The sequence below is a fragment of the Bradyrhizobium sp. WYCCWR 12699 genome (assembly GCF_032144035.1).
GTDB lineage: Bacteria > Pseudomonadota > Alphaproteobacteria > Rhizobiales > Xanthobacteraceae > Bradyrhizobium.
Window position 1 is genome coordinate 880,626 of record NZ_JAVTJN010000032.1, and the last position, 23,054, is coordinate 903,679.

Consider the following 23,054-nt stretch of genomic DNA (forward strand, 5'->3'; position numbering starts at 1 on the left):
CGATCGAGCGAGGGGACGCTTACGCGGCCTCGTCGGCGACGGTGGTGTCGTCGCCATCGGTATCGTCGGTATCGCCCTCGGCATCCGCATCGGCTTCGCCTTCGGCGGCTTCCGCCTTGGCGTTGCGGCGCGGGCTCTTGGCGAGCTGGGCTTCGATCTCCTTGACCGCTTCGGTCTCGGTCGAGTGCTGCACCACCGCGATCTCGCGGGAGAGGCGATCGAGCGCCGCTTCGTAGAGCTGGCGTTCTGAGTAGGATTGCTCCGGCTGCGACTCCGAGCGATAGAGGTCGCGCACGACTTCCGCGATTGCGACGATGTCGCCCGAATTGATCTTCGCTTCGTATTCCTGGGCGCGGCGCGACCACATGGTGCGCTTGACGCGGGCGCGGCCCTTGAGCGTCTCCAGCGCCTTCTTCACCAGCGTCGGATCGGACAGCTTGCGCATGCCGACATTGGCGACCTTGGCGGTCGGCACGCGCAGCGTCATCTTGTCCTTGATGAAGTTGATGACGAACAGCTCGAGCTTCGCACCGGCGATCTCCTGCTCCTCGATGGCCAGGATCTGGCCGACGCCGTGAGCGGGATAGACCACGAATTCGTTGGCCTTGAAGCCCTGACGCTGGGTCACGACCTTCTTTTCCTCGACCTTCGGGGCAGCAGCGGGCTTCGCGACCGGCTTGGCGGCAACGACAGGAGCCTTGGCAGGAGCAGCAGCAACAGGAGCCTTCGGCGCGGCGGGCTTGGCAGCGGGAGCCTTAGCGGCGGGGGCCTTGGCAGTCACAGGCTTGGCAGCAGGCTTAGCAGCGGTCGCTTTCGCGGCCGGTTTGGCAGTCTTGTTAGGCATTGCGCTTCTTTTGTTCTTCGAGGACTTTGCAGCCGGCGCCTTCGTCGCGGTCCGACCCTTGGATGCGCTACGGCTGGCCGCGGCGACTTTTTTGGCCTCCTTATGGGAAGCCCTCGCTGAAGTACTCTTTTTACGCGTTTTCTGTGACACAGCCTGCGCGCGGAAACTGCCACGCCCCTGTTCGACATTTGGTTTCACGGGAACCCAGAGGGGCCAACGGGGCTGACGGGGTTCGGCTTAATGTGCCCAATATAGCACATTTCCCGCAAAAATCAATGATTTAGGGGTCTTCAGGGCTGGATTTCGGCCGCAGCGCCGCTATTAGGGTTAAGTTTGGGCCTGAATTAGTCGCCGGAGCCGGGGTTCGGAGAAAAATATTTCTCGAACTTGCCTTCCATGCCGTCGAATTCCTTGGCGTCGGCAGGTGATTCTTTCTTCTGGGTGATGTTCGGCCAGCTCTTGGCGTACTGGGTGTTCACTTCCAGCCACTTCTCGAGGCCCGGTTCCGTGTCCGGCTTGATGGCGTCGGCGGGGCATTCCGGCTCGCACACGCCGCAATCGATGCACTCGTCGGGGTGGATGACCAGCATGTTGTCACCCTCGTAGAAGCAGTCGACCGGGCAGACCTCGACGCAGTCGGTGTACTTGCACTTGATGCAGTTTTCAGTGACGACGTAAGTCATCCAACGCTCCGAAAAGCTCTTTTAAAAGTCGCGGCTTGCGTAGCGCGGATGGCCCGGCGCCGCAAGGTCGGGAAGGCCCGATCATGACGGCTTTGTGTGTTTGATCGACCAAGAAATGAATGCGAAGCGCAATTAATTGCGTGTCCCGAGCTCCTCGTAGAGCACGCGCGCCGAGGCGGCGTCGCCGCGGCGTTCGCTGAAGCCGGTGACCTTCAACACCCGCACGGTGCGATCGAGCGCGACGGTGATGACGTCGCCGAGCTTGATCGCGTGACCGGGCGACTTTTCCCGCTCACCGTTGACCCGAACGTGGCCGGTCTCGACGAGCTCAGCGGCCGAGGTGCGCGCCTTGACCACCCGCGCGTGCCACAGCCATTTGTCGAGGCGCTGCCGCTCGGTCGTCGTGGGTTACTCCTTGCGGCCCGACAGCTGCTCTTTCAGCGCAGCGAGTTTTGCGAACGGCGAGTTCGGATCAGCGGGGCGATCGCGCTCGCGCGGGTTCGCGCTGGAAGCGTAGGGACGCAGCGACGGACCGCCCTGGCGGTCGCGGCCCTTGTCGCGGTCACGGCCACGGTTGTCACGGCCCTTGTCGCGATCGCCACCGAACTTGCCCTTGTTGTCGCGGTTGCGATCCTTGTTGTCGCGACCCTTGTTGTCGCGATCCTTGCCCTCGAAACGGCGGCTCTTGTCGTCGCGCCCCTCGGGACGCGGCGCGCCTTCGCCGCCACCTTCGCGCGGCTTGCGGAAGTCTCTCCCGCCGTCCCTGCGAGGGCCGCGATGGCGCTCGTTGCGCTTCTCGCCGTCGGCGGCTTGCGCGGCCCCGCCCTCCGCGGGCGCGGCGCCTGCTTCGGCGCCCGCCTGCGGGCGCTGATGGTGATGACGCTGGTGGCGGTGGCGCTCGTGGCGCGGCTTGCGGTCCTCGTGACGGCCACCGGGACGCCAGACCTCGACCAGCTCGGGCTCGGCCGGCGTGGCCGCGGCCTCAGGCGCAGCAGCGTCGGGCATTGCTGCGGCTTCCGTGGCGGCGGCCTCGGCGGGCGCAGCCTCGAGAGCATTGGATTCGGCTTGCGCAGCAGGCTCTTCGGCCGGCGGCGCGATGCCGGGGGCGTCTTCGGGCGTGACGGGCGCCGAGGCTTCCAGCGCAGGCTCGGCGTCGTGAGCCGGCTCGTCCTGCGGCTCCATGCCGGGTGCATCTTCGACGGTGACCGGCTCAGCGGCTGCCTCTGCGGCCGGCGTCTCGTGCAGGCCGGCAACGGCCTCAGCCGCGGTCTCGCCCGAGGTCTCGGCGCTGCCTTCAACCGGCGGCGTCTCCGCTGCGACCGTTTCAGTCGGGGCCTGCTCAGTCGCGACGGGCTTTTGCGGCAGCGGCGGACGCTTCTCCATGCGATAGCCGAGGGCACGCAGCACCGAGGCGAAATCCTCGCCGGCGGATCCCGTGAGCGAGGTCATCGCCTGCGTGACCACGAAGCTGCGGCCGTCGAAGGCGCCGGCCGGCTTCTCGCCGGAGGCGTTCTCGCGCCAGGCCAGCGCCGGGCGGATCAGATCGGCAAGGCGCTCCAGGATGTCGACGCGCACGGCGCGCTCGCCCGCCTGCTTGTAGCCGAGCACGCGATAGGCATCGCGCGGCAGCGCCTTGTCGACCGGGAACGAGGTGCGCCCCGAGGAGGCCAGATGCTGCGCGCCCGACAGCGAGGACAGATCGACATTGTCCTGCTTCAAGGCCCAGAGCAGCGCGGCGAGCGCGCGCGCGGCGGGCTTGAGCAGGCCGGGGAAATAGATGTGATAGGCGCCGAAGCGGACGCCATACTTCCGCAACACGGCACGCGAGGGCTGGTCGAGATCCTTCAGCTCGTTCGCGATCTTGGGGCGCTCGAGCACGCCGAGCGCCTCGACGAGCTGATAGGCGATGCCGCGGGCAATGCCGGTGACGTCCTCGGCCTTGGAGAGCTCGAACATCGGCCCGAGCAGCTTCTCGATATGGGTCTTGAGCCAGAGTTCGAGCCGCGCCTGCACCTTCTCCCGGGGGCCGCCGGTGAGGCGCTCGTCGGAGATGATGCGGATGCGCGGATGCAGCGCGTCGTCTGCGGCAGACAGCCGCGCCACGGCATCGCCGGTCCAGCGGATGATGCCTTCCGAGGTCAGCACGAACTGATCGTCCGGCGCATTGCCCAATCGTTCGGCGCGCGTGTTGATCTCGCCGGCGAGCACCGCTTGCGCTGCAGCCTGCAAGGCTTTCGCATCGGAGCCCGCTTCCGCCGCATCCGGTGCAAAGGTGAAGCCGTCGAGGCGGCCGATGACATGGCCTTCGACGATGACTTCGCCGGTCTTGCCGATTTCAGTATTCAAGCTCGTGTTCTCCCGCAGGCGGCGCATCAATACACTGGTCCGGCGATCAACGAAACGCTCAGTCAAGCGTTCATGGAGCGCATCCGATAATTTATTTTCGACGTCCCGCGTAATTCCCTGCCACCGATCGGGGTCTCTCAGCCAATCCGGGCGGTTGGCGACGAAGGTCCAGGTGCGGATCTGCGCGATCCGGGCCGACAGCGTGTCGATGTCGCCGTCGATGCGGTCGGCCTGGGTGACCTGGGCTTCGTACCAGGAATCGGGGATGCATCCCTTCTGCATCAGGAAGCCGTAGAGCGTGGTCACCAGCTCGGCGTGGGCCGCTGGCGACAGTTTCCGGTAATCAGGGACCTGGCAGGCCTCCCACAGCCGTTCCACCGCCGCCTTGCCATGCGCGATATCGCGCACCTCGGCGTCGCGGGCGGCATGGTCGAGCACGCGCATGTCCTCGGCGATGGGCGCGCGCGTCAGCGCCTCGTGGCCGGGGGCGAGGTTCAGCGAGACCTGCAGCGCACCGAGCGAGGCAAAGTCCAGCTTGGAGTTGCGCCATTGCAGCATCTTCACGGGATCGAAAGTGTGGTTCTGCAGCGCGTTGACGAGTTCGGGCTCGAACGGCGCGCAGCGGCCCGTGGTGCCGAACGTGCCGTTGCGGGTGGCGCGGCCGGCGCGGCCGGCGATCTGCGCGAATTCAGACGGCGTCAGGCGGCGGAACTGATAGCCGTCGAACTTGCGGTCGGAGGCAAAGGCGACGTGGTCGACGTCGAGATTGAGGCCCATGCCGACGGCGTCGGTGGCGACGAGATAATCGACGTCGCCGTTCTGGAACATCTCGACCTGCGCATTGCGCGTGCGCGGGCTCAGCGAGCCCAATACGACAGCGGCGCCGCCGTGCTGGCGGCGGATCAGTTCGGCGATGGCGTAGACTTCATCGGCCGAGAACGCGACGATGGCGGTGCGGCGCGGCTGGCGCGTGATCTTGCGGTCGCCGGCGAATTCCAGCTGCGACAGGCGCGGCCGCGTGATCATGGAGACGCCCGGCAACAGGCGCTCGATGATCGGGCGCATCGTCGCCGCACCCAGCAGCAGCGTCTCGTCGCGGCCGCGGCGGTTGAGGATGCGATCGGTGAAGACGTGGCCGCGCTCGAGATCGCTCGCGATCTGCACCTCGTCGACGGCGAGGAAGGAGAGGTCGAGGTCGCGCGGCATCGCCTCGACGGTCGAGACCCAATAGCGCGGGCTCTTCGGCTTGATCTTCTCCTCGCCCGTGACGAGCGCGACGGCCTCGCTGCCGACCCTTGCGGCGATCTTGTTGTAGACCTCGCGCGCGAGCAGGCGCAGCGGCAGGCCGATCATGCCGGACGGATGCGCGAGCATCCGCTCGATGGCGAGATGGGTCTTGCCGGTGTTGGTCGGCCCGAGCACCGCGGTGACGCCGGCGCCAGGCACACGATCGGACGCGGCGCGCTCGGAAGCGAAGGGGGAGGAGGAAAAGGGCATCTGGGGGATTAGGTAGTGGCGATTTGGGCGAATGTCAGTGCTGGATTGGGGCGGTCGGGTGCATGGGGCCATCCGCACTCATCGCTGTCATGCCCCCAGTCCTGATGCGCCATTGCGCACTGGCCGGGCGACGACACCGCGTGCGTGGGAGCTGCTCCCCAAACCTCCCGCAACTGTCTCACTTTGCGACGCTTTTCCTGCCCGTCTTAAGCTTCGGAACGACTCTAGAACGAATCGCGGCCGAATCGCTGACTCCAGATTGAGTCCCGTTCCGTTCACGCAACATGTCGCGGGAGTCTTATCGGCAGCAACTAGATGGAGTTTTAGGCCGCCGCACAAGCGGCGTTTGGAGGGCGGAAAGCCTTAAGTTGGGGACGGCGCGGAGTCGAATCAGAATCGGGGAGGAGTCAAATGGATTCCCGGGAGGGGCCCCTCCAAACTCATTTTCGCGAAAACAACCCCATGCACAGTAGGAGGGCCATTGAAATTGCTGGATCTTTTGTGAGCCAAAAATTCCGCTCGTCATTCCGGGGCGCGGCGCAGTCGCGAACCCGGAATCCATCGTGAGACAGTCTCCGCGGCCCGATGGATTCCAGTTTCGCGCCAAGGGGCGCGCCCGGAATGACGGCGGAGGGAGGACGCGCTGCAAGCCGACCCTCCCCCTCCAGGGGAGGGTAAACGGACCGCCGCTGCGGCGGCGCGCCCCTACTGCGTCTTGGCCACGCGCGGCGGCTGGGCTGTGGTGATGAAGCTGGTCGCTTCCAGCATCGCGGGCCCGAGCGGCGTCGGCACTTTCAGCCAGAACGGGACCAGGATGCGGGTGCCCGCCACAGGCGCGAAGGCGATCTCGATGTTGCGCTGGGCGGCGAGGTATTTGATCACGGGGCGGTCGGGGATGTAGCCCGCGACGGGCACGAAATACAGCGAGCAGACCACGACCGGGCCGTGATAGCCCTTTTCCGCCTTCACGGTCTCCATGCGCTTGAAATCGAGCTTGAGGTCGTAGCGCATGCGGCCGTCGAACACGGGGGCCGAGTTGTGGCAGGCCTCCGGCGTAACAGGGTCGCCATTGCCGGGCACGCGCAGCAGCGAGGCCGTCATGGGGTCCCAGACGCCGCGGCGATGGGCGTCGGTGACGACGATGCGGTCAGGATCGACCGGCGGCTCGGGCAGGATCGCAAAATCCTTCACATTGCCCTTGTCGAGCGTGATGCGGATCTCTTCGGTCTTCTTCGAGGTGGTAGTGGAGGCCTGGTAGCCGGTCGCAACCAGCGCGCCATTGACGACGCGGCCCTGGCTGGCGCCGGTGCCGGAGCCGCCGGTGAAGGATTTCAGCAGGCCCGAGGTGCCGCCGGCGGCGGCTGCCGCGAACACGTCGTCCTGGATATCGATATTCCAGCCGCCCTTGCCGACCGGGATGCCCGCCAGGGAGGCCTCATATTGCGCCTCGAGCTTGCCCTGCGCCGCCGCGGGCATCGCGCCCCACAGCACGGCGAGCCCGCAAACCGCCGCCAGCCAGCCGGTCAGGCGCGGCCGGGCGAAGCGCGATTTGGGCGCAGAAAAGGGCATGATCAGCACAATACAATCCATGGGAGCACGCGACGGCTGTTACTTAAGCCAAAAACCGCGGCAAACAATGTGTCCGGGTGTGTCGGGCCGGGAACTCCACTGGAGTCTTCGGCGGCGATTACGCCCTTTATGTGATGGTAAGGCGCGACAAACATTGCCGTTTTGGTGATCGGGCGGGTGCCGGGGGCTTCGAAAGCTCTCCCGCAGGCGGGGGAGGGAGCGCACGACCCGGGCGGCCTCAAAAGACCGCCCAAAACCTTGACGCAGGGCGCCTTCCCCCCTATACGTCCGCCCGCTCCCTGCAAGGACAAAAGAATTTGCCCCCGTGGCGCCCAAAATGGCGGCCGCACTCGTTGGGGGTTCGAACTCAAGGATTTATGCCATGTCTCGCCGCTGCGAACTGACGGCCAAGGGCCCCCTCGTCGGCCACAAGGTCAGCCACTCCAACATCAAGACCAAGCGCCGCTTCCTGCCGAACCTCGTCAACGTGACGTTCATCTCGGAAGCCCTGGAGCGCAACGTGCGCCTGCGCGTCTCCACCAACGCGGTGAAGAGCGTCGACCACAATGGCGGCCTCGATGCCTTCCTGCTCAAGGCCAACGCCGACGTGCTCTCCCCCCGCGCCCTCGAGCTGAAGCGCGCCATCCAGAAGAAGGTCGGCCCGTCGACCGCGCCGGCGAAGAAGGCGAGCTAAGTTTTTCAGAGATTGGGCGGGGGCTAGGTTGCGTCGCGTGGCGTAGGCTTAGCCAAGTAGAGTTTGCGTTGCGGCCGGATCGGAAGATCCGGCCGTTTTTGTTTTTGGGGGCAACTCGGACACAATCTTCTGTTCAAATCGCGCTCTGAACCGATCCAACAAGTGTGCGCTCGAACGCCGATAGATTCTCGACCTTACCGAGATCGAGCGCCCTCAGATCGTCCAAGGTCCTGTCGAGATCGTACTCGTGTAAGTAAGCAGACAACTTCTTCGCGATCTGCACCGGAATTCCATATTCCTCTAATGCTGCGATCGCAGGCGGAAGAAATAGATTCTCGGTCGCCTCGGCATAAACGCTGTAATTCGGTCCAGCCATCTCCAGACGATTAGCGACCTCCGAAATAATTCTATCCAGCACCATCAAGTCACGCGGGAATTGAAATGTGATGACGTTGCGAATGACCTTTAGCGCCTCATCGATTCTGTCGGATACAACTTGATGAGCTAACGTTCCGCGCGCGATCTCGGCAAGATAACCAGGAATCCCATCTGCTTGGCTTAGCGTACTCAGATGCCAAGCGAGTTGCCTTCCCGAGCTGATACCAAGATCGTTTAAGCGCGGCCCAGACAATTCATTGACTATGATTTCGCAGACGGCGATTAGTTGAAAGTGCTTGGGAAATCCGCTCCAGACTAGAGCAACGTCCCCGGACTTGAATTTTTGATAAACAATGCCCGCAATTCGATTTTGGATATCTGGTGGCACAGAGCCGTTCAGACGAAGCGTATCAGCCGACAAAAAGCTATTCTTTATTGCATCCTCAACCCTCGATTTCGAGAAATCAGAGAGTTCATCATCATCCAACTGAAGCAGAAGAGTTAGGGGCGTCTCTTCGGACTGCTCTCCGATCGGGTATTCGACAACAACGTCGTCATCGACCGGCGGCTTTTCCAACATGTACACTTTGCCGACAAAGTACGTACCCATTCGCCCAGCGCGACCTTGGATGTTCTTATAAGTAAAGAAGTCCAGCACGTTCTTATTACGTCGGCGATCATACACAATTACGTTCTTCGCCGCCGTATTCACCCCCTCGATGAGGGTCGAGGTGCAGACTAGAAACTTAAGTGACCCATCATTGAACATGCGCACCATATGCTGCTGAAGGGCACGCGGAATGCCTCCGTGGTGAAGACCTATTCCATGTTGTACGGCTGCAACCGCCGCCCACTCTGGATGGTAATTATCAGCCATCCAATGCGCAGTAGCTGCGCAAGATTCAGGATTATTTGGCTCAACGCTGCGCATAAGTCGCCGGCCAACTTTGACCGCGCTGCCGGGACCCTGACAGTAGATTAGCGTGGAGCCCTCGATCAGCTGCGCCAACTCCGCCAGCTTGTTTGGGCGATCATCTCCACGACTGGGCAGATCGAACTGCACAACATCTACCGCTACAGTCGAGTAGTCCGACGGAATGAAATGAAATTCGTACTTGTCCAATCCTTTGATCGATTGGACATTGGGGCCGAGCAGATAAAACTGCGCCCCAGTAGTTGCCAATTGATGGAACGCGAGATTGAGTTCAATCGCCCTTTGCTTATCGTCGTCTCGCCTGAAATCAAGCTTATAGAACTCGTCCACCACGAAGAAATCTATGTTCGACAAATCAATTCGATGCCGAACCCTCTCTTGAGTCAGCACATACACATTGATCTTGTCGGAACGAGCGACTTGAGTCGGGTGCGTAATCAGGTGACACCGCTCGCGAAACTTAGAAGCCAACCTCTTTCGAGTTTCGTCGATCAGGGCAAGCGTGGGCAAGACCACAACGACCTTCTTGAACTTGCCGAGAGCCACCATGGCGTCGATCAACAAGCTCTTGCCAACGCTGGTCGACGCGCTCAAGACAACGTTCGAGCCTGATCGCAGCTGATAATAAATGCGTGCCTGCAAGCTATGAAATACCGCATCTAAACCATCAGGCCGATGCAGTTCATAGGCTAGAAAGTCATCATCCTCAACGGACTCGAGCATCGGGGATAAGTAAGGGTAGAGCCCGACGTTACGAACAAGGGACGCCAAAACGCGAGTTTCAAACTCGCCACAAAGATCTCGTCGAGCGAGTGCACGAATTACGAGATCACGCCCTTGGTTATGCGTTTCTTTGTTGTTTACGTGACCCGCAATTTGGCCCAAAACCTCGAACATCTTTGAGGATTGAAGATCTTCTTGGCCAAGTTGGTCCCTCAGCTGCCTGTAGTTCATGCCAAGCCAATTTCCTTCTCAAATTGATCAACCAGCACGCAGAGATTCTCGACGGGCACGAAAATAATGTGCACCTGAACTTCAGCCGTTTGCGCCGGGAGACTTGAAACGAATCTGTCTCCAAACTTCGCGATCTCTGACTTCAGCTTCTGCTGATAATCTTCTGAATGGCCGACTCCAAGCACCGCGCTGTCGTATGCAATCAATACAGGAATACATAGCATCTCAAGTATGCGATCGATCGGCGTTCCCGACCCAAAGGCGTCCCATAGGGACCGCGAGGTCAGGTGCTGCGGCTCTCGCAACTGGATTATTACCTGCCGCTCTTCCTGGAGAACTTCGGTTGCGAGAGACTCGCACAAATCATCCGCAATCCGGGCCAAGAGCTCACGTTCGCCTTCATCCTCTAGAAGGTAAGTGCGCCCCAACCAAAGTTGGTCACCTTGTTGACGCGACACAATGTGTGCATTTCTTGTTATTCGATCTCCCAAGCGAGAGCGATGAAATAGCTTACAGGCAACAGGCTCGCTACCGAAGTAATGGCGTAAAATGGCGTGAAGCAACGCCTCTCCCAGTAATTCCCGAGAATTCAGCGTCCGTTGCGCCCGGATGGTAGCAAGTCCAGCATCAAGCTTCTGCTTAAGATTTAATTGGTCGATCTCCGCAAGCTCACTCGCCTTCAATGACAGCTCGGCGAGCCAACTGACTAAGTATTGCGACAGCTGCAGCGAGCGCCACACTTTGCGTTCATACTGGGCATCGTAACCAAGAGCTTGCCGCCTCTCGAGCGGATATGGAACGTTGTGTACTTCTATGAAGAAGCTGGTGCCGCGTATTCTATAGGGCTTTGCGCTCGCGGCAGCTGTCGCTCGGACCTCCGCCAAGCGAGCACTCCACCAATCTACGATCATGGTGCGCGTGATGACCTTCTTAATCTTATTCCGCCGGGTCGCCGCAGCGGCCGCTTCCACTAACAGAAGCAGGTCAGAATAGATTCTCTTCGCTTGCGAGTAGGTAGGGTTCGCCCCAAACTCTTCCGCAATCCTGTTCAAGAGCTGCAGATTTTGAGATTCGATATGCTCCAGTCCGGACCGAACATCCCAAAGTGCATTTTGGGCCCAGTAGGCTAGATCGTGCCCATTGGATGACAACGTTTTTGGATACTTCGCCTTCAGCTTCGCGGCCAACACGGAAATCTGACCCGCGGCCTCTCGTCGCTCAATAGGATCCAGCAGCGCGGCCAGACTAGCATTCACAGATCGCCTCGTAACGATCCTGAAACGAGCGCCAGGTTGATGCTTATCAGCCAGGAGCGACTTTTCTACAAGCGAGGTCGGGCTATCCTTTGTAGCTCGCGCTGTTAGCTCAGTGGAGGTCCACTTCTTGTCCCGCTCCGTGGTTTTGACTTGGATGTATTCGACAATCTGAAGATCGTCTTGGTGGAGTACCCTGGTAATATCATCGCTCGTCTCGCATTCGACCTGAACGACTCTTCGATCGTCCAGCATGTCGAGCACGAACGAGGCTGCTACGTGGTCTTGGTACTTAAATCCGATCCGAGCAGCGACGCCACCAGCGTCCGAAATGTCGTCCACGGAACATATATCCTGTACGCAGTCAGAGGATTCACGAGACAGAATAATTTGCAATCAATCGTTGAAAGCGATTCTACGCAAGAACTTAATGGTGTGGTCGAGAAAAATACACGTAAAAACTTAGACTTAGGACTTATGGGAGATTCCGTAGTTTTACGGCGTCACGCCGCCGCACGCTAGCACCTGCCAGATCAACCGAGAACATGTTCGCTAAATGCGCAATGTCGGCTCTTTCCGCTATACTCGCCCCGGTAGCATCCCCCCGAGGCGCATCTGATGGACTCCGCGCGCGACCCCAACCACCACCCCTCCGCCAAGAACCTCGTCATCTGCTGTGACGGCACCGGCAACGAGATCTCGGAGAACATCTCCAACGTCCTGAAGCTGTATCGCTGCCTGCGCAAGACCGACAGGACGCAGCCGCGGGAGATGGTGTTTTACGATCCCGGGGTCGGCACGGTGACGGAGCCGACGACGTGGCACCGGCTCAAGGCCAATATCAATCTGGTGCTGGGGCTCGCCACCGGCTACGGGCTCGATGACAACGTGCTCTCGGCCTATTGCTTCCTGGTCGAGCATTATGCGCCCGGCGACCGCATCTATCTGTTCGGCTTTTCGCGCGGGGCCTATACGGTGCGCGTGCTGGCGGGGCTGATCCACAAGATCGGGCTGATCAGGCCGGAGCAGGCGAACCTCGCAGGCTCGGGCCTCGTCGCCTACAAGCAATATTCCGGCACCGGGCGCGGCAACGACATCGAGGACCTCGAGAATATCGCGACCGACGAGAGCGGGCCGCTGCCGAAGGACGCGTTCGACCTCGCCGCGCAGTTCGCGCGCATCACCTCGACGCGCTGGCCGACCATCCACTTCATCGGCGTGTGGGACACGGTGGCGAGCGTGATCGTGCCGCGCGCCGACCGGCTGTTCTGGCCGAGCCTGGAGGAGCTCGCCTTCACGCTGCGCAACCCCAGCGTCAAGATCTTCCGGCAGGCGATCGCGATCGACGAGCGGCGCTGCATGTTCCGCCTCAAGAAGTACTGGGAGCCGCAGGATTTCTGGAGCAACCGCTACGTGCCCGACGAGAAGAAGGTGCCGCAGGACATTTTGCAGGTGTGGTTCGCCGGCGTGCACAGCGACGTCGGCGGCGGCTATCCGGAGGCCGAGAGCGGGGATTCCAAATATCCGCTGATCTGGATGATCGCGGAAGCCGAGAAGGCAGGGCTGAACTTCAACCCGGCCACCATCAAGCAACTCGCCTGGGGCATCCAGCGCAAGAACTCGCCGTTTCAATATGTCGCGCCGGCCTACACCGGCAAGACGGGCGTGCTGCACGATTCCATGACGGCGGGCTGGCGGCTGCTGGAGTACATTCCCAAAAGCGCGAAGTACAAGGAGTGGCCGGAGCGCAAGGTGTTTCTCGGCTTCTACATCCCCGATTGCGAGCCGCGCCCGATCCCCGAAGGCGCGCATGTGCATGAGAGCGTGTTGAAGCGGATGGCAGTGGAGCCGGACTACCGGCCGGTGAACATGCCGAAGGTGTATGAGACGGTGCCGATGCCGGTGGCGCCGGGGGTGGAGCTGGTGGCGGGGACGGAGGGCGTGACGGGGTGATGCGGCGGCGGGCATGGCTCTCGCCGCTCGTCATGGCGAGCGCGGGCGTCTCGCAGCCGTCATTGCGAGCGCAGTGACTTGTCCGCCGAAGCCTTCGGCGAAGTCGGAAGCAATCCAGACTGTCTCCGCGAATGCATTTCTGGATTGCTTCGTCGCTGCGCTCCTCGCAATGACGGTGGTGGAGGTAGGCTCGCGCCACACCACCGCTGTCGTCCCTGCGAACGCAGGGACCCATAACCACAGGGAGTGGTTTGGCGAAGACACGTTGTTCGGTACTCCTGCCGCGGACAACCCGAGAGATTACGCGGTATGGGTCCCTGCTTTCGCAGGGACGACAGCGGAGTTTGGAGGATCCCACCCCACCCCGCTACCTTCGCTTTCTTCCGTCGCCGACACTTTTCATTAAAATTCTCCCGCACGCCTTAGCCGGATCGCATCATCTCCCGTTCCATCATGGCCTCGAACCCGCTGCGAAACCTTGCGGAGTTGGAGGAGACGTGCCGCAATTCCCTCGCAAATACGCCCGCGTGAAGCCCGCAGGGCTGGTGTCGCGCCAGGCCAAAATCATCACCGACGCGCGCGCGCCGGTGATCCCCTGCACGCTGATCGACTATTCGCCCGGCGGCGCCTGCGTCGATCTCGGCGGCCAGGTGAACATCCCCGATCGCTTCGAGCTTCTGCACGTCAACACCAAGAAGCGCTGCCGCATCGCGTGGAAGCGCGGCACGCGCGTGGGCGTGGTGTTTTAGGGGGACGCTGGAGTCACAAGCGCCGCTGCGCTGGCGGTGCGCTCCCTCACCCGCGCCTTCGGCGCGGCCTCTCCCGCAAGCGGGAGAGGTGACCGAGCTCGGAGCACGCTTGTTCTCCAACAAATGCCCCGCCTACTTCCGCATCCGCGCTTTCGCACCGCCGACGATCTGCATGGCGACGCCGGCGATCCAGCCGAACAGAGCGAGCCAGGTCCAGGCCATGTGCGGATCGAGGCGGAGCACGATGACGGCGACGGAGGCGAGCGCGGTCAGCGTGGCGCAGAGCGTGCCGGCGGCGCTGAGGAATTCGGCGGCATCGATCTCGCTATGCGCGTCGTCGAACGGCAATTGCGGCGTGTCGATGCCCAGATAAAAGCCGACGAAGCCGAGCAGCATCATCAGCAGCAGGAAGCCCTGCGTGGTCAGCGCCGATATCGCCGAGCCCACATAGGCGCCGACGAACAGCCCGCACGCCGCACCCGCCATCGCAAGTCCGACGCGCTCGAAGATGTGAGCCGTTTTGCGAACACGAAACCGCATGGCGGGCCTCCGTTGCGGTGTTAAGGAGCCGGAGGTTAGGCCAGTTTTGCGGGGGGTGGAAGGTGAGGAGAGTTACGGAGGCGTAAGGGATGGTGAGGCGAAAGCGCTCACCTCACATCCTGCCGTCGTCCCTGCGAACGCGAGGACCCATAACCACAGGGAGTAGTTTGGCGACGGCTGTCAGTTAAGTTGTCAACGCAGACCGCGGATCATCGTGAGATCACGCGGTATGGACGACAGCGGTGTTGTGGCGCCGCCGTCGCGCCTCACATGCACTCCCCTACCTCGCCCCGAAGGTCGTCTTGCCGAACAACGCCTTTTGCGTGGACGGCTGCGAGCGCCAATATTGCGGCGGGGCTTCGACCTCGCCGCCGAGCTCGGCGGCGGCGTGCCAGGCCCAGCGCGGGTCGTAGAGCATGCCGCGGGCGAGCGCGACCATGTCGGCCTTGCCGGATGCGACGATCTCTTCCGCCTGCTTCGGCTCCGTGACCAGGCCGACGGCGATGGTGGGCAATCCGGTCTCACGCTTGATGGCATCTGCGAACTGCACCTGATAGCCGGGGCCGAGCGGGATCTTCTGCAGCGGCGAGACGCCGCCGGAGGAGGCATCGATCCAGTCGACGCCGCGCGCCTTCAAGGCCCTGGCGAATTCAATCGTCTGCGCCAGATCCCAGCCGCCCTCGACCCAGTCGGTCGAGGACACGCGCATGCCCACCGGCTTGTCGGCGGGGAAGACGGCGCGCACGGCGTCGTAGATCTCGAGCGGAAAGCGCATGCGGTTCTCGAGGCTGCCGCCATATTCGTCGGTGCGCCTGTTGGAGATCGGCGACAGGAACTGATGCATGAGATAGCCGTGCGCGCCGTGCAGCTCGATGGCGTCGATGCCGAGCCGGTCGGCGCGCTTCGCGCTATCGACGAAGGCTTCGCGGATGCGCTTGAGGCCCGCGGCATCGAGCGCCAGCGGGGCGGCCTCGCCCTCCTTGTGCGGCACGGCCGACGGCGCCACCGTCTGCCAGCCGCCCTGCTCGACCGGAATCAACTGGCCGCCGTCCCAGGGCCGCGCGCTCGACGCCTTGCGGCCCGCATGAGCGAGCTGCATCGCGATCGCCGTCGAGGAATGCTTGCGCACCGAGCTGAGGATCTGGTGCAGCGCGGCTTCGCCGGCATCGCTGTAAAGCCCGAGACAGCCCGGCGTGATGCGGCCGATCGCCTCGACATGCGTCGCCTCGATGCAGAACATCGAAGCGCCCGACAGGCTGAGATTGTTGATGTGGGTGAAGTGCCAGTCATTGGCGACGCCGTCGTCGGCCGAATATTGGCACATCGGCGACACCACGACGCGGTTCTTCAAGGTCAGGCCGCGCAGCTTGATCGGGGAAAACAGGACAGACATGCGGGGGAGTTCCGGGATGGGGGCGGGAATGTGGAGAGAGTTTAGTGGGCGGACGGCGGATTGCCAGCGGCTCGAACGAATGGCGGATCGGGGCGCCATGCATTGCCCCCGCGGCTTGACGCGACGGCCCCGCTACTCCGCCAGCGTGAATTGCAGCAGCAGCGTCCGCTGCAGCATCGAGAAATTGTCGTCGGAGATCACCGTCAGCACGGTCTCGCCTTCGGGCGTGACGTGGGCGTCGATGCCTTCCATGTTGTCGATCTCCTGGCCGAGATCGGCGACGAACAGCGCGGGGCCGTCGACCAGCGCGCCCGGCGTGATCGACTTCAGCGGGATCGCGCGGATGCGGATGTTGACGCCGGTGAACCAGGAGAATTTGCGCTCAAGGATCAGGAGCTCGCCCGAAGGCAGCAGCACGGCATCGCTGATGTCGTATTTCTCAATGCGGCGCACGCTGAACTGGCCGGGCGTGGGGCCGCCGATCAGGAAGGCCGTGAGATTGCCGTCGGCGTCGAGGCCGCGCTCGGAGAAGGCGATCAGCGTGCCCGCGAGCGCTTGGCCTTTGGGCACGACGACAAGCGCCTCCAGCCCCTTGTTGGAGGGCAGCTTGCGCACGCCCGCCGGCACCGGCATCACCTCGCCGCGCGCGCGCGTGCCGCCCTTGGCAAAATCATAGCGCAGGATCTGGTTGACGCGCTCGAGCCCGACATAGACGAGGTTGCCGTCGCGCGCGATCGATTCCGAATCCCACCACCCCCGCTTTTCCGTGATCGGCCGACCCTCGGCGCCGAGTAGCGGCGCGGCCTCGACGTCGTCGAGACCGGTCATCTTGCCATTGGCGTAGCGGATGGTCCCGGTGAACCAGCCGCCCTGGTCGGAGACGGCGAGGAAGCGCTCGCCCTTGGCATCCAGCCGGATGCCGGACAATCCGCCGAAGCCGCGATAGGGCGAGGTCAGCACCAGGCCGCTGCGATAGTTCAGCGAGCCGAACCGGGTACGCGTGCGGTCACGCGGCTCGAAATTGGGAATGGCGCGCGCGTTGACCTCGACATTGACGGGGTCGGTGACGGCGCGCTCGTTCGCAAGCGCATGCGGCGAAGGCTCGACCGTGGCTTGCGCCAGCGCGACGCGAGAGGCTGCGATGGTGGAAAATCCCGCCGCAGCGTATTTGAGAAAGCTGCGGCGGGATGAATGCGTGCTCACGAATGCAATTTGCGTCGCGGGCGACCGGCCGGCTGGGTGGGCGCGGTGTTGGTCTCGCTGAACAGCTCGGCGAGCTTCTCGGTGATGGCGCCGCCAAGCTCTTCGGCGTCCACGATCGTCACCGCGCGGCGATAGTAGCGCGTCACGTCGTGGCCGATGCCGATCGCGATCAGCTCGACCGGCGAGCGGGTCTCGATTTCCTCGATGATGTGGCGCAGGTGCCGCTCGAGATAATTGCCGGGATTGACCGACAGCGTGGAATCGTCGACCGGCGCACCGTCCGAGATCATCATCAGGATCTTGCGCTGCTCGGGCCGGCCGAGCAGGCGCTTGTGCGCCCAGTCCAGCGCCTCGCCGTCGATGTTCTCCTTGAGCAGCCCCTCGCGCATCATCAGCCCGAGATTCTTTCGCGCACGGCGCCACGGGGCATCCGCCGATTTGTAGATGATGTGGCGGAGATCGTTGAGGCGGCCGGGATTGGCCGGCTTGCCGGCGGCAAGCCACGCCTCGCGCGATTGCCCGCCTTTCCAGGCGCGCGTGGTGAAGCCCAAAATCTCGACCTTGACGCCGCAGCGCTCCAGCGTGCGCGCGAGGATGTCGGCGCAGGTCGCGGCGACCGTGATGGGCCGTCCGCGCATCGAGCCGGAATTGTCGAGCAGCAGCGTCACCACGGTGTCGCGGAAGGTCGCCTCCTTCTCGTGCATGAAGGACAGCGGGTGATAGGGATCGGTGACGACGCGCGACAGCCGCGCCGGGTCCAGAATGCCCTCTTCGAGATCGAACTCCCAGGCGCGGTTCTGCTGCGCCATCAGCTTGCGCTGCAGGCGGTTGGCAAGGCGGGCGACGATGCCCTGCAGATGCGCGAGCTGCTTGTCGAGATAGGCACGCAGGCGCTCCAGCTCGTCATGGTCGCAGAGGTCTTCGGCGGCGATGACCTCGTCGAACTTGGGCGCGAAGGCGTGGTATTCCGGCCCGCGCGGCTCGTTCTTGCCGTGCGAATTCGGACGCGTCGCCTCGCCCGGCGTCTCGTCGTCGCCGAGCTCGCCGTCGTCGAAAGTGTCGGAGGTCGAGGCCTGCGCGCTTTCCATCGCGCTCTCGCTCATCTCCTCGGATGAGGCCTGCGCCTGGTCGGCGCTCATCTCCTGCGCGGCGTCGGAATCGGGCGAGCCCTCGGCACCGGACTGATCGTTGTCGCCGTCCTGGTTCTCGTCGTCGTTGTCGTCGTCCTCGCTGTCGGCGTTGCGCTCGTCGCCGAGCTCGAGCGCGGTCAGCAGGTCGTGCACGGCATCGCCGAACCGGGTCTGGTCCTCGACGAGGGTGTCGAGCCGGTCGAGCCGCTTGCCGATCTTGTCTTCGAGAATTGGACGCCAGAGATCGACCATCTTCTTCGCGGCGGTCGGCGGCGCCATGCCGGTGAGACGCTCGCGCACCAGCATCGCCAGCGCGTCGGCGAGCGGCGCGTCGGCGCGGTCGGTGATCTCGTCGAACTTGCCGCGATGGAAATGGTCGTCGAGCATCGCGGTGAGGTTTTTCGCAACGCCCGCCATGCGGCGCGCGCCGATCGCCTCGACCCGCGCCTGCTCCACCGCCTCGAACACGCCGCGCGCCTGCGGATTGCCCGGCATCAGCTTGCGATGCAGCTTGGCGTCGTGACAGGCGATCTTGAGCGCGATGGAATCGGCGTGGCCGCGCACGATCGCCGCATCGCGCTTGGTCATCTTTCGCGCGGGCTCGGGCAGCCGGGCCTTGCCGGGCGCGAGGCCCGGACGCTCGGCGGCGAAGGAGACGTCGAGCTCGGGCGTCTTGGCGATCGCCTTCAGGCAGGAGGCGACCGAGCGCTTGAACGGCTCGGTCGGCGCTTCCTTGGTGCTGCGGAATTTGGAGTTGGAGGTGGTCATGTCACCTTGATCCGTCGTCCCGGTGAGAGCCGGGACGACACCCCGGGAGAAATCAGCTCAGCGCCACGTTGACTGCCGATTCCGGCAGCTCGGCGTTGAAGCAGCGCTGGTAGAACTCGGCGACCAGGGGACGCTCGAGCTCGTCGCACTTGTTGAGGAAGGTGACGCGGAAGGCGAAGCCGATATCGCCGAAGATGTCGGCGTTCTCAGCCCAGGTGATCACCGTGCGCGGGCTCATCACCGTCGACAGATCGCCGTTGGCGAAGGCGTTGCGGGTGAGATCGGCGAGGCGCACCATCTTGTTGACGATGTCGCGGCCTTCGCTGGTGCGATAGTGCTTGGCCTTGGCCAGCACGATCTCCACTTCCTCGTCATGGCTGAGATAGTTCAGCGTGGTGACGATCGACCAGCGGTCCATCTGGCCCTGGTTGATCTGCTGGGTGCCGTGATAGAGGCCTGAGGTGTCGCCGAGGCCGACGGTGTTGGCGGTCGCAAACAGCCGGAACGCCGGATGCGGCTTGATCACCTTGTTCTGGTCGAGCAGCGTCAGCCGGCCCGAGACTTCGAGCACGCGCTGGATCACGAACATCACGTCCGGGCGGCCGGCGTCGTATTCGTCGAACACCAGCGCGACGTTGTGCTGCAGCGCCCAGGGCAGGATGCCGTCACGGAATTCGGTGACCTGCTTGCCGTCGCGGACCACGATGGAGTCCTTGCCGACGAGGTCGATACGGCTGATGTGGCTGTCGAGGTTGACGCGCACGCAGGGCCAGTTCAGGCGTGCCGCGACCTGCTCGATATGGGTGGATTTGCCGGTGCCGTGATAGCCGGTCACCATCACGCGGCGGTTGCGGGCAAAGCCCGCGAGAATGGCGAGCGTGGTGGCGCGGTCGAAGCGGTAGTCGGAATCGACTTCGGGCACATGAGGATCGACTTCGGAATAGGCGGGGACTTCGAGATCGCTGTCGATCCCGAACACCTGGCGCACCGACACCTTCATGTCGGGCAGACCGGAAACTTCCTCAACTTTGGACATGGCGGCGGTCGTCATCAATCCTCCGAGGTCCCGGGCGGTCCCGAAACCGGTTATTCGCACGTTGGCTGCGGCTGGGTGCTGAAACTCAACCTATCAGAGACAACGTGCCGGCAGAAGCCCGCCCCTCAATCAAAGTTCCGTTGTCTTTTCATTTAGATAGGCAAGGAACGCAGTTTTTGGAGGGCTGCCTTGCGAATCACGCCCAAATTCGGGCGGGGCCGCGCCGTTTCCTGCGAATGGCACTTTGGCCGTATGCGGTTACTTATGTAGGGTCCGAAGCCCCCATGCTCCAGCCCTGCAAGAGACGACGTGACGTCCTTTCTCGATCCCCTGATATCCTTCGTTTCGGCCCATCCGTGGCTGGCCTATCTGACCCTGTTCCTGGCGGCGCTGCTCGAAGCCGTGCCGGTGGTGGGATCGGTGATCCCCGGCTCGACCATCATCCTGGCGCTCAGCGCCCTGGTGCCGGGCGGCGAGCTGGCGCTGCCTTGGGTGCTGCTCGCCGCGGCCGCGGGGGCCGTGCTGGGCGACGGCTCGGCCTACTTCATCGGGCACCGGCAGCAGCGCAAAATCCTCACCACCTGGCCGCTGACCAACTATCCGCGCGTGGTCGAGCAGAGCGAAAGCTTCTTCAACCGCTTCGGCACCTGGGCCGTGTTCTTCGCCCGTTTCGTGCCGCCGATCCGCGCCTTCGTGCCGGTGACGGCGGGCGCGCTGGGCATGGCGCCGGCAAAATTCTACGCGGTGAACATCCCCGCGATCCTGGTCTGGGCCCCCGCCCATGTGCTGCCGGGCGTGCTCGCGGTGTCGGCCTTGCATGAATATGCCGGGCTGCATCATCACGGCCATGTCGGCAAGCACATCTGGATGCTGACCGTGGCGGGCGTTGCGATCGTGGGGGGCGTAGCGGTGTGGATCTATCGCCGGCGCAACGGCGGCGGTGTCGTGGCGGCAAAGCCGCGGGCCTGAAGTATGATTTTTTCTGAAGACCGCTGCGCACTTTTCCGGATCAGGCTTTAGTTCGGCAGCGTGCTTCTCTCATTGCGGATTTAGCAACACCCATAGCCGTGAGATCTTGCCACCTTCAAACTCGGCCACGTCGGCTCCGGTCACTGCGATGGGGCCTTGATCGGGTCCGGCATGCCAGGCCAAGCGCGCCAAGCCATGATGCCCGACCGCGACCCCATCGGGCACGAACCTGAATGTTGGCCCGAACTGCTTCAGCAGCTCTCCAGCGACCCGCGAGATTTCTGAGCGTCCCGAAACGATGTTGGTCGGCTCGTACATGACAGGCTTTTCAACGTACAACTCGGCAATGGCGGTTCGACGTTGTTCGTCGTCCCGCTCGTTGAAGACGCGCTCCAGGTTTGCCCGCAGCAGTTGATCGAAATCGACATCATTGGTTGTCATCTCGTAAGCCTTTCATCACATCTGGTTGGATAGCATCATCGAAGCTATCAGCCGAACTTGACCAGGTTCAGCGCCGGAAGCGGACCACCCGGAAACTGGGTTAGCCTAGCTCCGACAGCAAGCGACCCAAGGTCGATGCCAAAGAATCCGAGCCGTTCGATCAGCGCGCCGACAGCGGCCTTCGCGTCGGCATTGTCGCCCGAGTAGAACAGCACGCGCTTGCCGCCATTGCTCGCCGGGTCTGTTGCGAGGAGCTGCGCCAGGAGATGATTGAAAGCCTTTACCACCCGCGCACCCGGGACGAGATCGGCGAAGATCTCCGACGAGGCGCGACCACCGAGTTCTGCCGGCTTGAACAGTGGCGCCTCGATCGGGTTGTTGGCGTCAATGACGATGCGGCCGCCGAAGGACGGCAGGCCGGCAAGCGCATCAGGTAGCTTCGACCAATTGACCGCGACGAACACGATATCCTTGGCTGCGGCTTCCTCGCGGGTGCCCGCAGTCACAAGCGGACCGATCTCGGCCGCGGTCGTTCTAAGGCTGTTTGGACCCCGGCTGTTGGACAGGGTCACGGCGATGCCGTTGCGCGCCAGTGTCTGGGCGATTGCGCGGCCAATATTGCCTGCGCCGATGATGCCGATGGTGGACATGGAGATGCTCCGAGCTGTTTGGGATCAGGCGGACTGATCGATGGCCCAGAGATGCGCCAGACATTCCCCTTTTATTAGAGTGCTATGGCTCGTAAGATTATCAACGATCACTTGCAAATGAGCCCATGGAAACGCTGGCCAACCTGGAATCTTTCGTTCGCAGCGCCGAATGCGGCAGCTTTTCTGAGGCTGGCCGACGCCTTTTGCTCACTCCGGCGGCCGTCAGCCGCAACGTCGCCATGCTTGAGCGCAATCTCGGCGTCCGATTGTTTCATCGTTCAACAAGGCGGCTGACGCTCACCGAGGCTGGCGAGACGTTCCGCACGGCGATTGCCGGCCACCTTGAGGGGCTCCAGGCCGCAATCGCCGGAGTCTCGACCGGACGCGAGGAGCCGGCGGGCATTCTCAAGATAAGCCTGCCTCCGACATTCGGCGCCGCCCATATCCTGCCGCTGCTTCCCGCCTTCTTGGCCCGGTACCCGCAGGTCCGCCCTGAGTGGCACTTCGAGAACCGCCAAGTCGACCTGGTCGGTGAAGGCTATGACGCCGCAATCGGAGGTGGGTTTGAATTGTTGCCGGGCCTCGTCAGCCGAACCCTAGCGCCCGCACACATCGTCGCTGTGGCCTCTCCAGTCTACATGTCGGGGCGGACATTACCGACCCAGCCGGACCAACTGGCCGCGCTGGATGGCATTGTCATGCGCTCGCTCCAGACCGGGCGGATCCGGCACTGGTCGATGCGCGATGTTTCAGGGCGCGAAGTTCAGGCGCCGCTGTCTGAGTCGATCGTGGTCAACGACCCGGCCGCAATGCGCGAGGCCGCACGGCTGGGCCTGGGAGTTGCAATGCTCGCCACTGCCGACATTCTTCCAGCGCTCGACGACGGGTCGCTGCTACGCCTGGTGCCACGCTGGTACTGTGACGCCGGCGCGATCTCGATTTACCACGCATCGCGCAAGCTTGTGCCAGCGAAGACGAGAGTCTTCGTGGACTGGGTCGCTGAGGCATTCAAGAAGAACAGGCTCGCCGAACGCTTCGCCGGAAGCCTGAGCTGAGGATTCGGAAAGAAT

Annotated in this window: 18 protein-coding genes and 1 pseudogene; 5 read left to right on the forward strand and 14 right to left on the reverse strand. The window is 63.1% G+C overall.

The genetic code is table 11. The annotated features are described in order from the left end of the window. Positions 1–19: 19 nt before the first annotated feature. The 5 genes and pseudogenes from RPS27_RS18985 to RPS27_RS19005 form a co-directional block, all read right to left on the reverse strand. Positions 20–844 (reverse strand): CarD family transcriptional regulator, encoded by an 825-nt coding sequence (locus tag RPS27_RS18985; protein WP_212065775.1) that lies wholly within the window; start codon positions 842–844, stop codon positions 20–22. A 344-nt stretch (positions 845–1,188) separates the two neighbouring features. Then, a complete protein-coding gene (gene fdxA, locus RPS27_RS18990) occupies positions 1,189–1,527 on the reverse strand; it encodes a ferredoxin FdxA (RefSeq protein WP_063198086.1) in 339 nt (112 codons plus the stop codon). Between the two features lie 132 nt (positions 1,528–1,659). Beyond that, positions 1,660–1,923, reverse strand: a pseudogene (locus RPS27_RS18995) (RNA-binding S4 domain-containing protein); the annotation flags it as partial. A gap of 12 nt (positions 1,924–1,935) precedes the next feature. Further along, complete coding sequence (locus RPS27_RS19000; protein WP_212065774.1) at positions 1,936–5,370, reverse strand: helicase-related protein; 3,435 nt, start codon at positions 5,368–5,370, stop codon at positions 1,936–1,938. A 705-nt stretch (positions 5,371–6,075) separates the two neighbouring features. Further along, positions 6,076–6,846: a DUF3108 domain-containing protein gene (locus RPS27_RS19005; RefSeq protein ID WP_376717405.1), complete on the reverse strand. Its 771-nt coding sequence runs from the start codon at positions 6,844–6,846 to the stop codon at positions 6,076–6,078. 475 nt (positions 6,847–7,321) lie between these two features. Between RPS27_RS19005 and rpmB the strand changes: the two genes are divergently transcribed. After that, on the forward strand, positions 7,322–7,633 hold the full coding sequence (rpmB, locus tag RPS27_RS19010; RefSeq protein WP_211420031.1) for a 50S ribosomal protein L28: 312 nt from the start codon (positions 7,322–7,324) through the stop codon (positions 7,631–7,633). Positions 7,634–7,766: 133 nt separating this feature from the next. On the opposite strand, the gene RPS27_RS19015 is transcribed toward rpmB, so the two are convergent. Continuing rightward, positions 7,767–9,899, reverse strand: a complete 2,133-nt coding sequence (locus tag RPS27_RS19015; protein ID WP_313754159.1) for a DEAD/DEAH box helicase — start codon at positions 9,897–9,899, stop codon at positions 7,767–7,769. Continuing rightward, complete coding sequence (locus tag RPS27_RS19020; RefSeq protein WP_313754160.1) at positions 9,896–11,494, reverse strand: dsDNA nuclease domain-containing protein; 1,599 nt, start codon at positions 11,492–11,494, stop codon at positions 9,896–9,898. Before RPS27_RS19020 ends, RPS27_RS19015 begins: the two co-directional genes overlap by 4 nt. Positions 11,495–11,770: 276 nt before the next feature. Between RPS27_RS19020 and RPS27_RS19025 the strand changes: the two genes are divergently transcribed. Both RPS27_RS19025 and RPS27_RS19030 read left to right on the forward strand, forming a co-directional pair. Then, positions 11,771–13,105, forward strand: a complete 1,335-nt coding sequence (locus RPS27_RS19025; protein WP_313754161.1) for a DUF2235 domain-containing protein — start codon at positions 11,771–11,773, stop codon at positions 13,103–13,105. Between the two features lie 497 nt (positions 13,106–13,602). Then, complete coding sequence (locus RPS27_RS19030; RefSeq protein WP_126260737.1) at positions 13,603–13,854, forward strand: PilZ domain-containing protein; 252 nt, start codon at positions 13,603–13,605, stop codon at positions 13,852–13,854. A 132-nt stretch (positions 13,855–13,986) separates the two neighbouring features. On the opposite strand, the gene RPS27_RS19035 is transcribed toward RPS27_RS19030, so the two are convergent. The 5 genes from RPS27_RS19035 to cobS form a co-directional block, all read right to left on the reverse strand. Continuing rightward, positions 13,987–14,394, reverse strand: a complete 408-nt coding sequence (locus RPS27_RS19035; RefSeq protein WP_212065771.1) for a hypothetical protein — start codon at positions 14,392–14,394, stop codon at positions 13,987–13,989. A 280-nt stretch (positions 14,395–14,674) separates the two neighbouring features. Then, positions 14,675–15,787: an NADH:flavin oxidoreductase/NADH oxidase gene (locus RPS27_RS19040; RefSeq protein ID WP_212065770.1), complete on the reverse strand. Its 1,113-nt coding sequence runs from the start codon at positions 15,785–15,787 to the stop codon at positions 14,675–14,677. 132 nt (positions 15,788–15,919) lie between these two features. Beyond that, positions 15,920–16,990, reverse strand: coding sequence for an esterase-like activity of phytase family protein (locus tag RPS27_RS19045; protein ID WP_212065769.1), 1,071 nt, complete (start codon positions 16,988–16,990; stop codon positions 15,920–15,922). After that, positions 16,987–18,888, reverse strand: coding sequence for a cobaltochelatase subunit CobT (gene cobT / locus RPS27_RS19050; protein WP_194405630.1), 1,902 nt, complete (start codon positions 18,886–18,888; stop codon positions 16,987–16,989). The genes RPS27_RS19045 and cobT overlap by 4 nt, the downstream gene beginning before the upstream one ends. Before the next feature lie 52 nt (positions 18,889–18,940). Beyond that, positions 18,941–19,939 carry a cobaltochelatase subunit CobS gene (cobS, locus tag RPS27_RS19055; protein ID WP_028139017.1) on the reverse strand — a complete coding sequence of 333 codons (999 nt, stop codon included), beginning with the start codon at positions 19,937–19,939 and terminating at the stop codon, positions 18,941–18,943. A gap of 294 nt (positions 19,940–20,233) precedes the next feature. On the opposite strand from cobS, the gene RPS27_RS19060 reads away from it, so the two are divergent. After that, entirely contained in the window at positions 20,234–20,893 is a 660-nt protein-coding gene (locus RPS27_RS19060) for a DedA family protein (RefSeq protein WP_212065768.1), read from the forward strand. A 69-nt stretch (positions 20,894–20,962) separates the two neighbouring features. Here the strand turns inward: RPS27_RS19060 and RPS27_RS19065 are convergent, their stop codons facing one another. Together RPS27_RS19065 and RPS27_RS19070 are read right to left on the reverse strand one after the other, a co-directional pair. Next, on the reverse strand, positions 20,963–21,334 hold the full coding sequence (locus RPS27_RS19065) for a nuclear transport factor 2 family protein (RefSeq protein WP_212065767.1): 372 nt from the start codon (positions 21,332–21,334) through the stop codon (positions 20,963–20,965). A gap of 47 nt (positions 21,335–21,381) precedes the next feature. Beyond that, positions 21,382–21,990 carry an NADPH-dependent F420 reductase gene (locus tag RPS27_RS19070; protein ID WP_313754209.1) on the reverse strand — a complete coding sequence of 203 codons (609 nt, stop codon included), beginning with the start codon at positions 21,988–21,990 and terminating at the stop codon, positions 21,382–21,384. 119 nt (positions 21,991–22,109) lie between these two features. Between RPS27_RS19070 and RPS27_RS19075 the strand changes: the two genes are divergently transcribed. Next, on the forward strand, positions 22,110–23,039 hold the full coding sequence (locus RPS27_RS19075) for a LysR family transcriptional regulator (protein WP_211420023.1): 930 nt from the start codon (positions 22,110–22,112) through the stop codon (positions 23,037–23,039). The last annotated feature ends 15 nt before the right edge of the window (positions 23,040–23,054 follow it).

What these genes read in the sequence shown, in the direction of transcription:
- RPS27_RS19000 (WP_212065774.1), bottom strand. Translation starts at nt 5,370, where the DNA reads ATGCCCTTTTCCTCCTCCCCCTTCGCTTCCGAGCGCGCCGCGTCCGAT.
- RPS27_RS19065 (WP_212065767.1), bottom strand. Translation starts at nt 21,334, where the DNA reads ATGACAACCAATGATGTCGATTTCGATCAACTGCTGCGGGCAAACCTG.
- cobS (WP_028139017.1), bottom strand. Translation starts at nt 19,939, where the DNA reads ATGACGACCGCCGCCATGTCCAAAGTTGAGGAAGTTTCCGGTCTGCCC.
- RPS27_RS19015 (WP_313754159.1), bottom strand. Translation starts at nt 9,899, where the DNA reads ATGAACTACAGGCAGCTGAGGGACCAACTTGGCCAAGAAGATCTTCAA.
- RPS27_RS19035 (WP_212065771.1), bottom strand. Translation starts at nt 14,394, where the DNA reads ATGCGGTTTCGTGTTCGCAAAACGGCTCACATCTTCGAGCGCGTCGGA.
- RPS27_RS19040 (WP_212065770.1), bottom strand. Translation starts at nt 15,787, where the DNA reads ATGTCTGTCCTGTTTTCCCCGATCAAGCTGCGCGGCCTGACCTTGAAG.
- rpmB (WP_211420031.1), top strand. Translation starts at nt 7,322, where the DNA reads ATGTCTCGCCGCTGCGAACTGACGGCCAAGGGCCCCCTCGTCGGCCAC.
- RPS27_RS19025 (WP_313754161.1), top strand. Translation starts at nt 11,771, where the DNA reads ATGGACTCCGCGCGCGACCCCAACCACCACCCCTCCGCCAAGAACCTC.
- RPS27_RS18985 (WP_212065775.1), bottom strand. Translation starts at nt 844, where the DNA reads ATGCCTAACAAGACTGCCAAACCGGCCGCGAAAGCGACCGCTGCTAAG.
- cobT (WP_194405630.1), bottom strand. Translation starts at nt 18,888, where the DNA reads ATGACCACCTCCAACTCCAAATTCCGCAGCACCAAGGAAGCGCCGACC.
- fdxA (WP_063198086.1), bottom strand. Translation starts at nt 1,527, where the DNA reads ATGACTTACGTCGTCACTGAAAACTGCATCAAGTGCAAGTACACCGAC.
- RPS27_RS19005 (WP_376717405.1), bottom strand. Translation starts at nt 6,846, where the DNA reads ATGCCCGCGGCGGCGCAGGGCAAGCTCGAGGCGCAATATGAGGCCTCC.
- RPS27_RS19075 (WP_211420023.1), top strand. Translation starts at nt 22,110, where the DNA reads ATGGAAACGCTGGCCAACCTGGAATCTTTCGTTCGCAGCGCCGAATGC.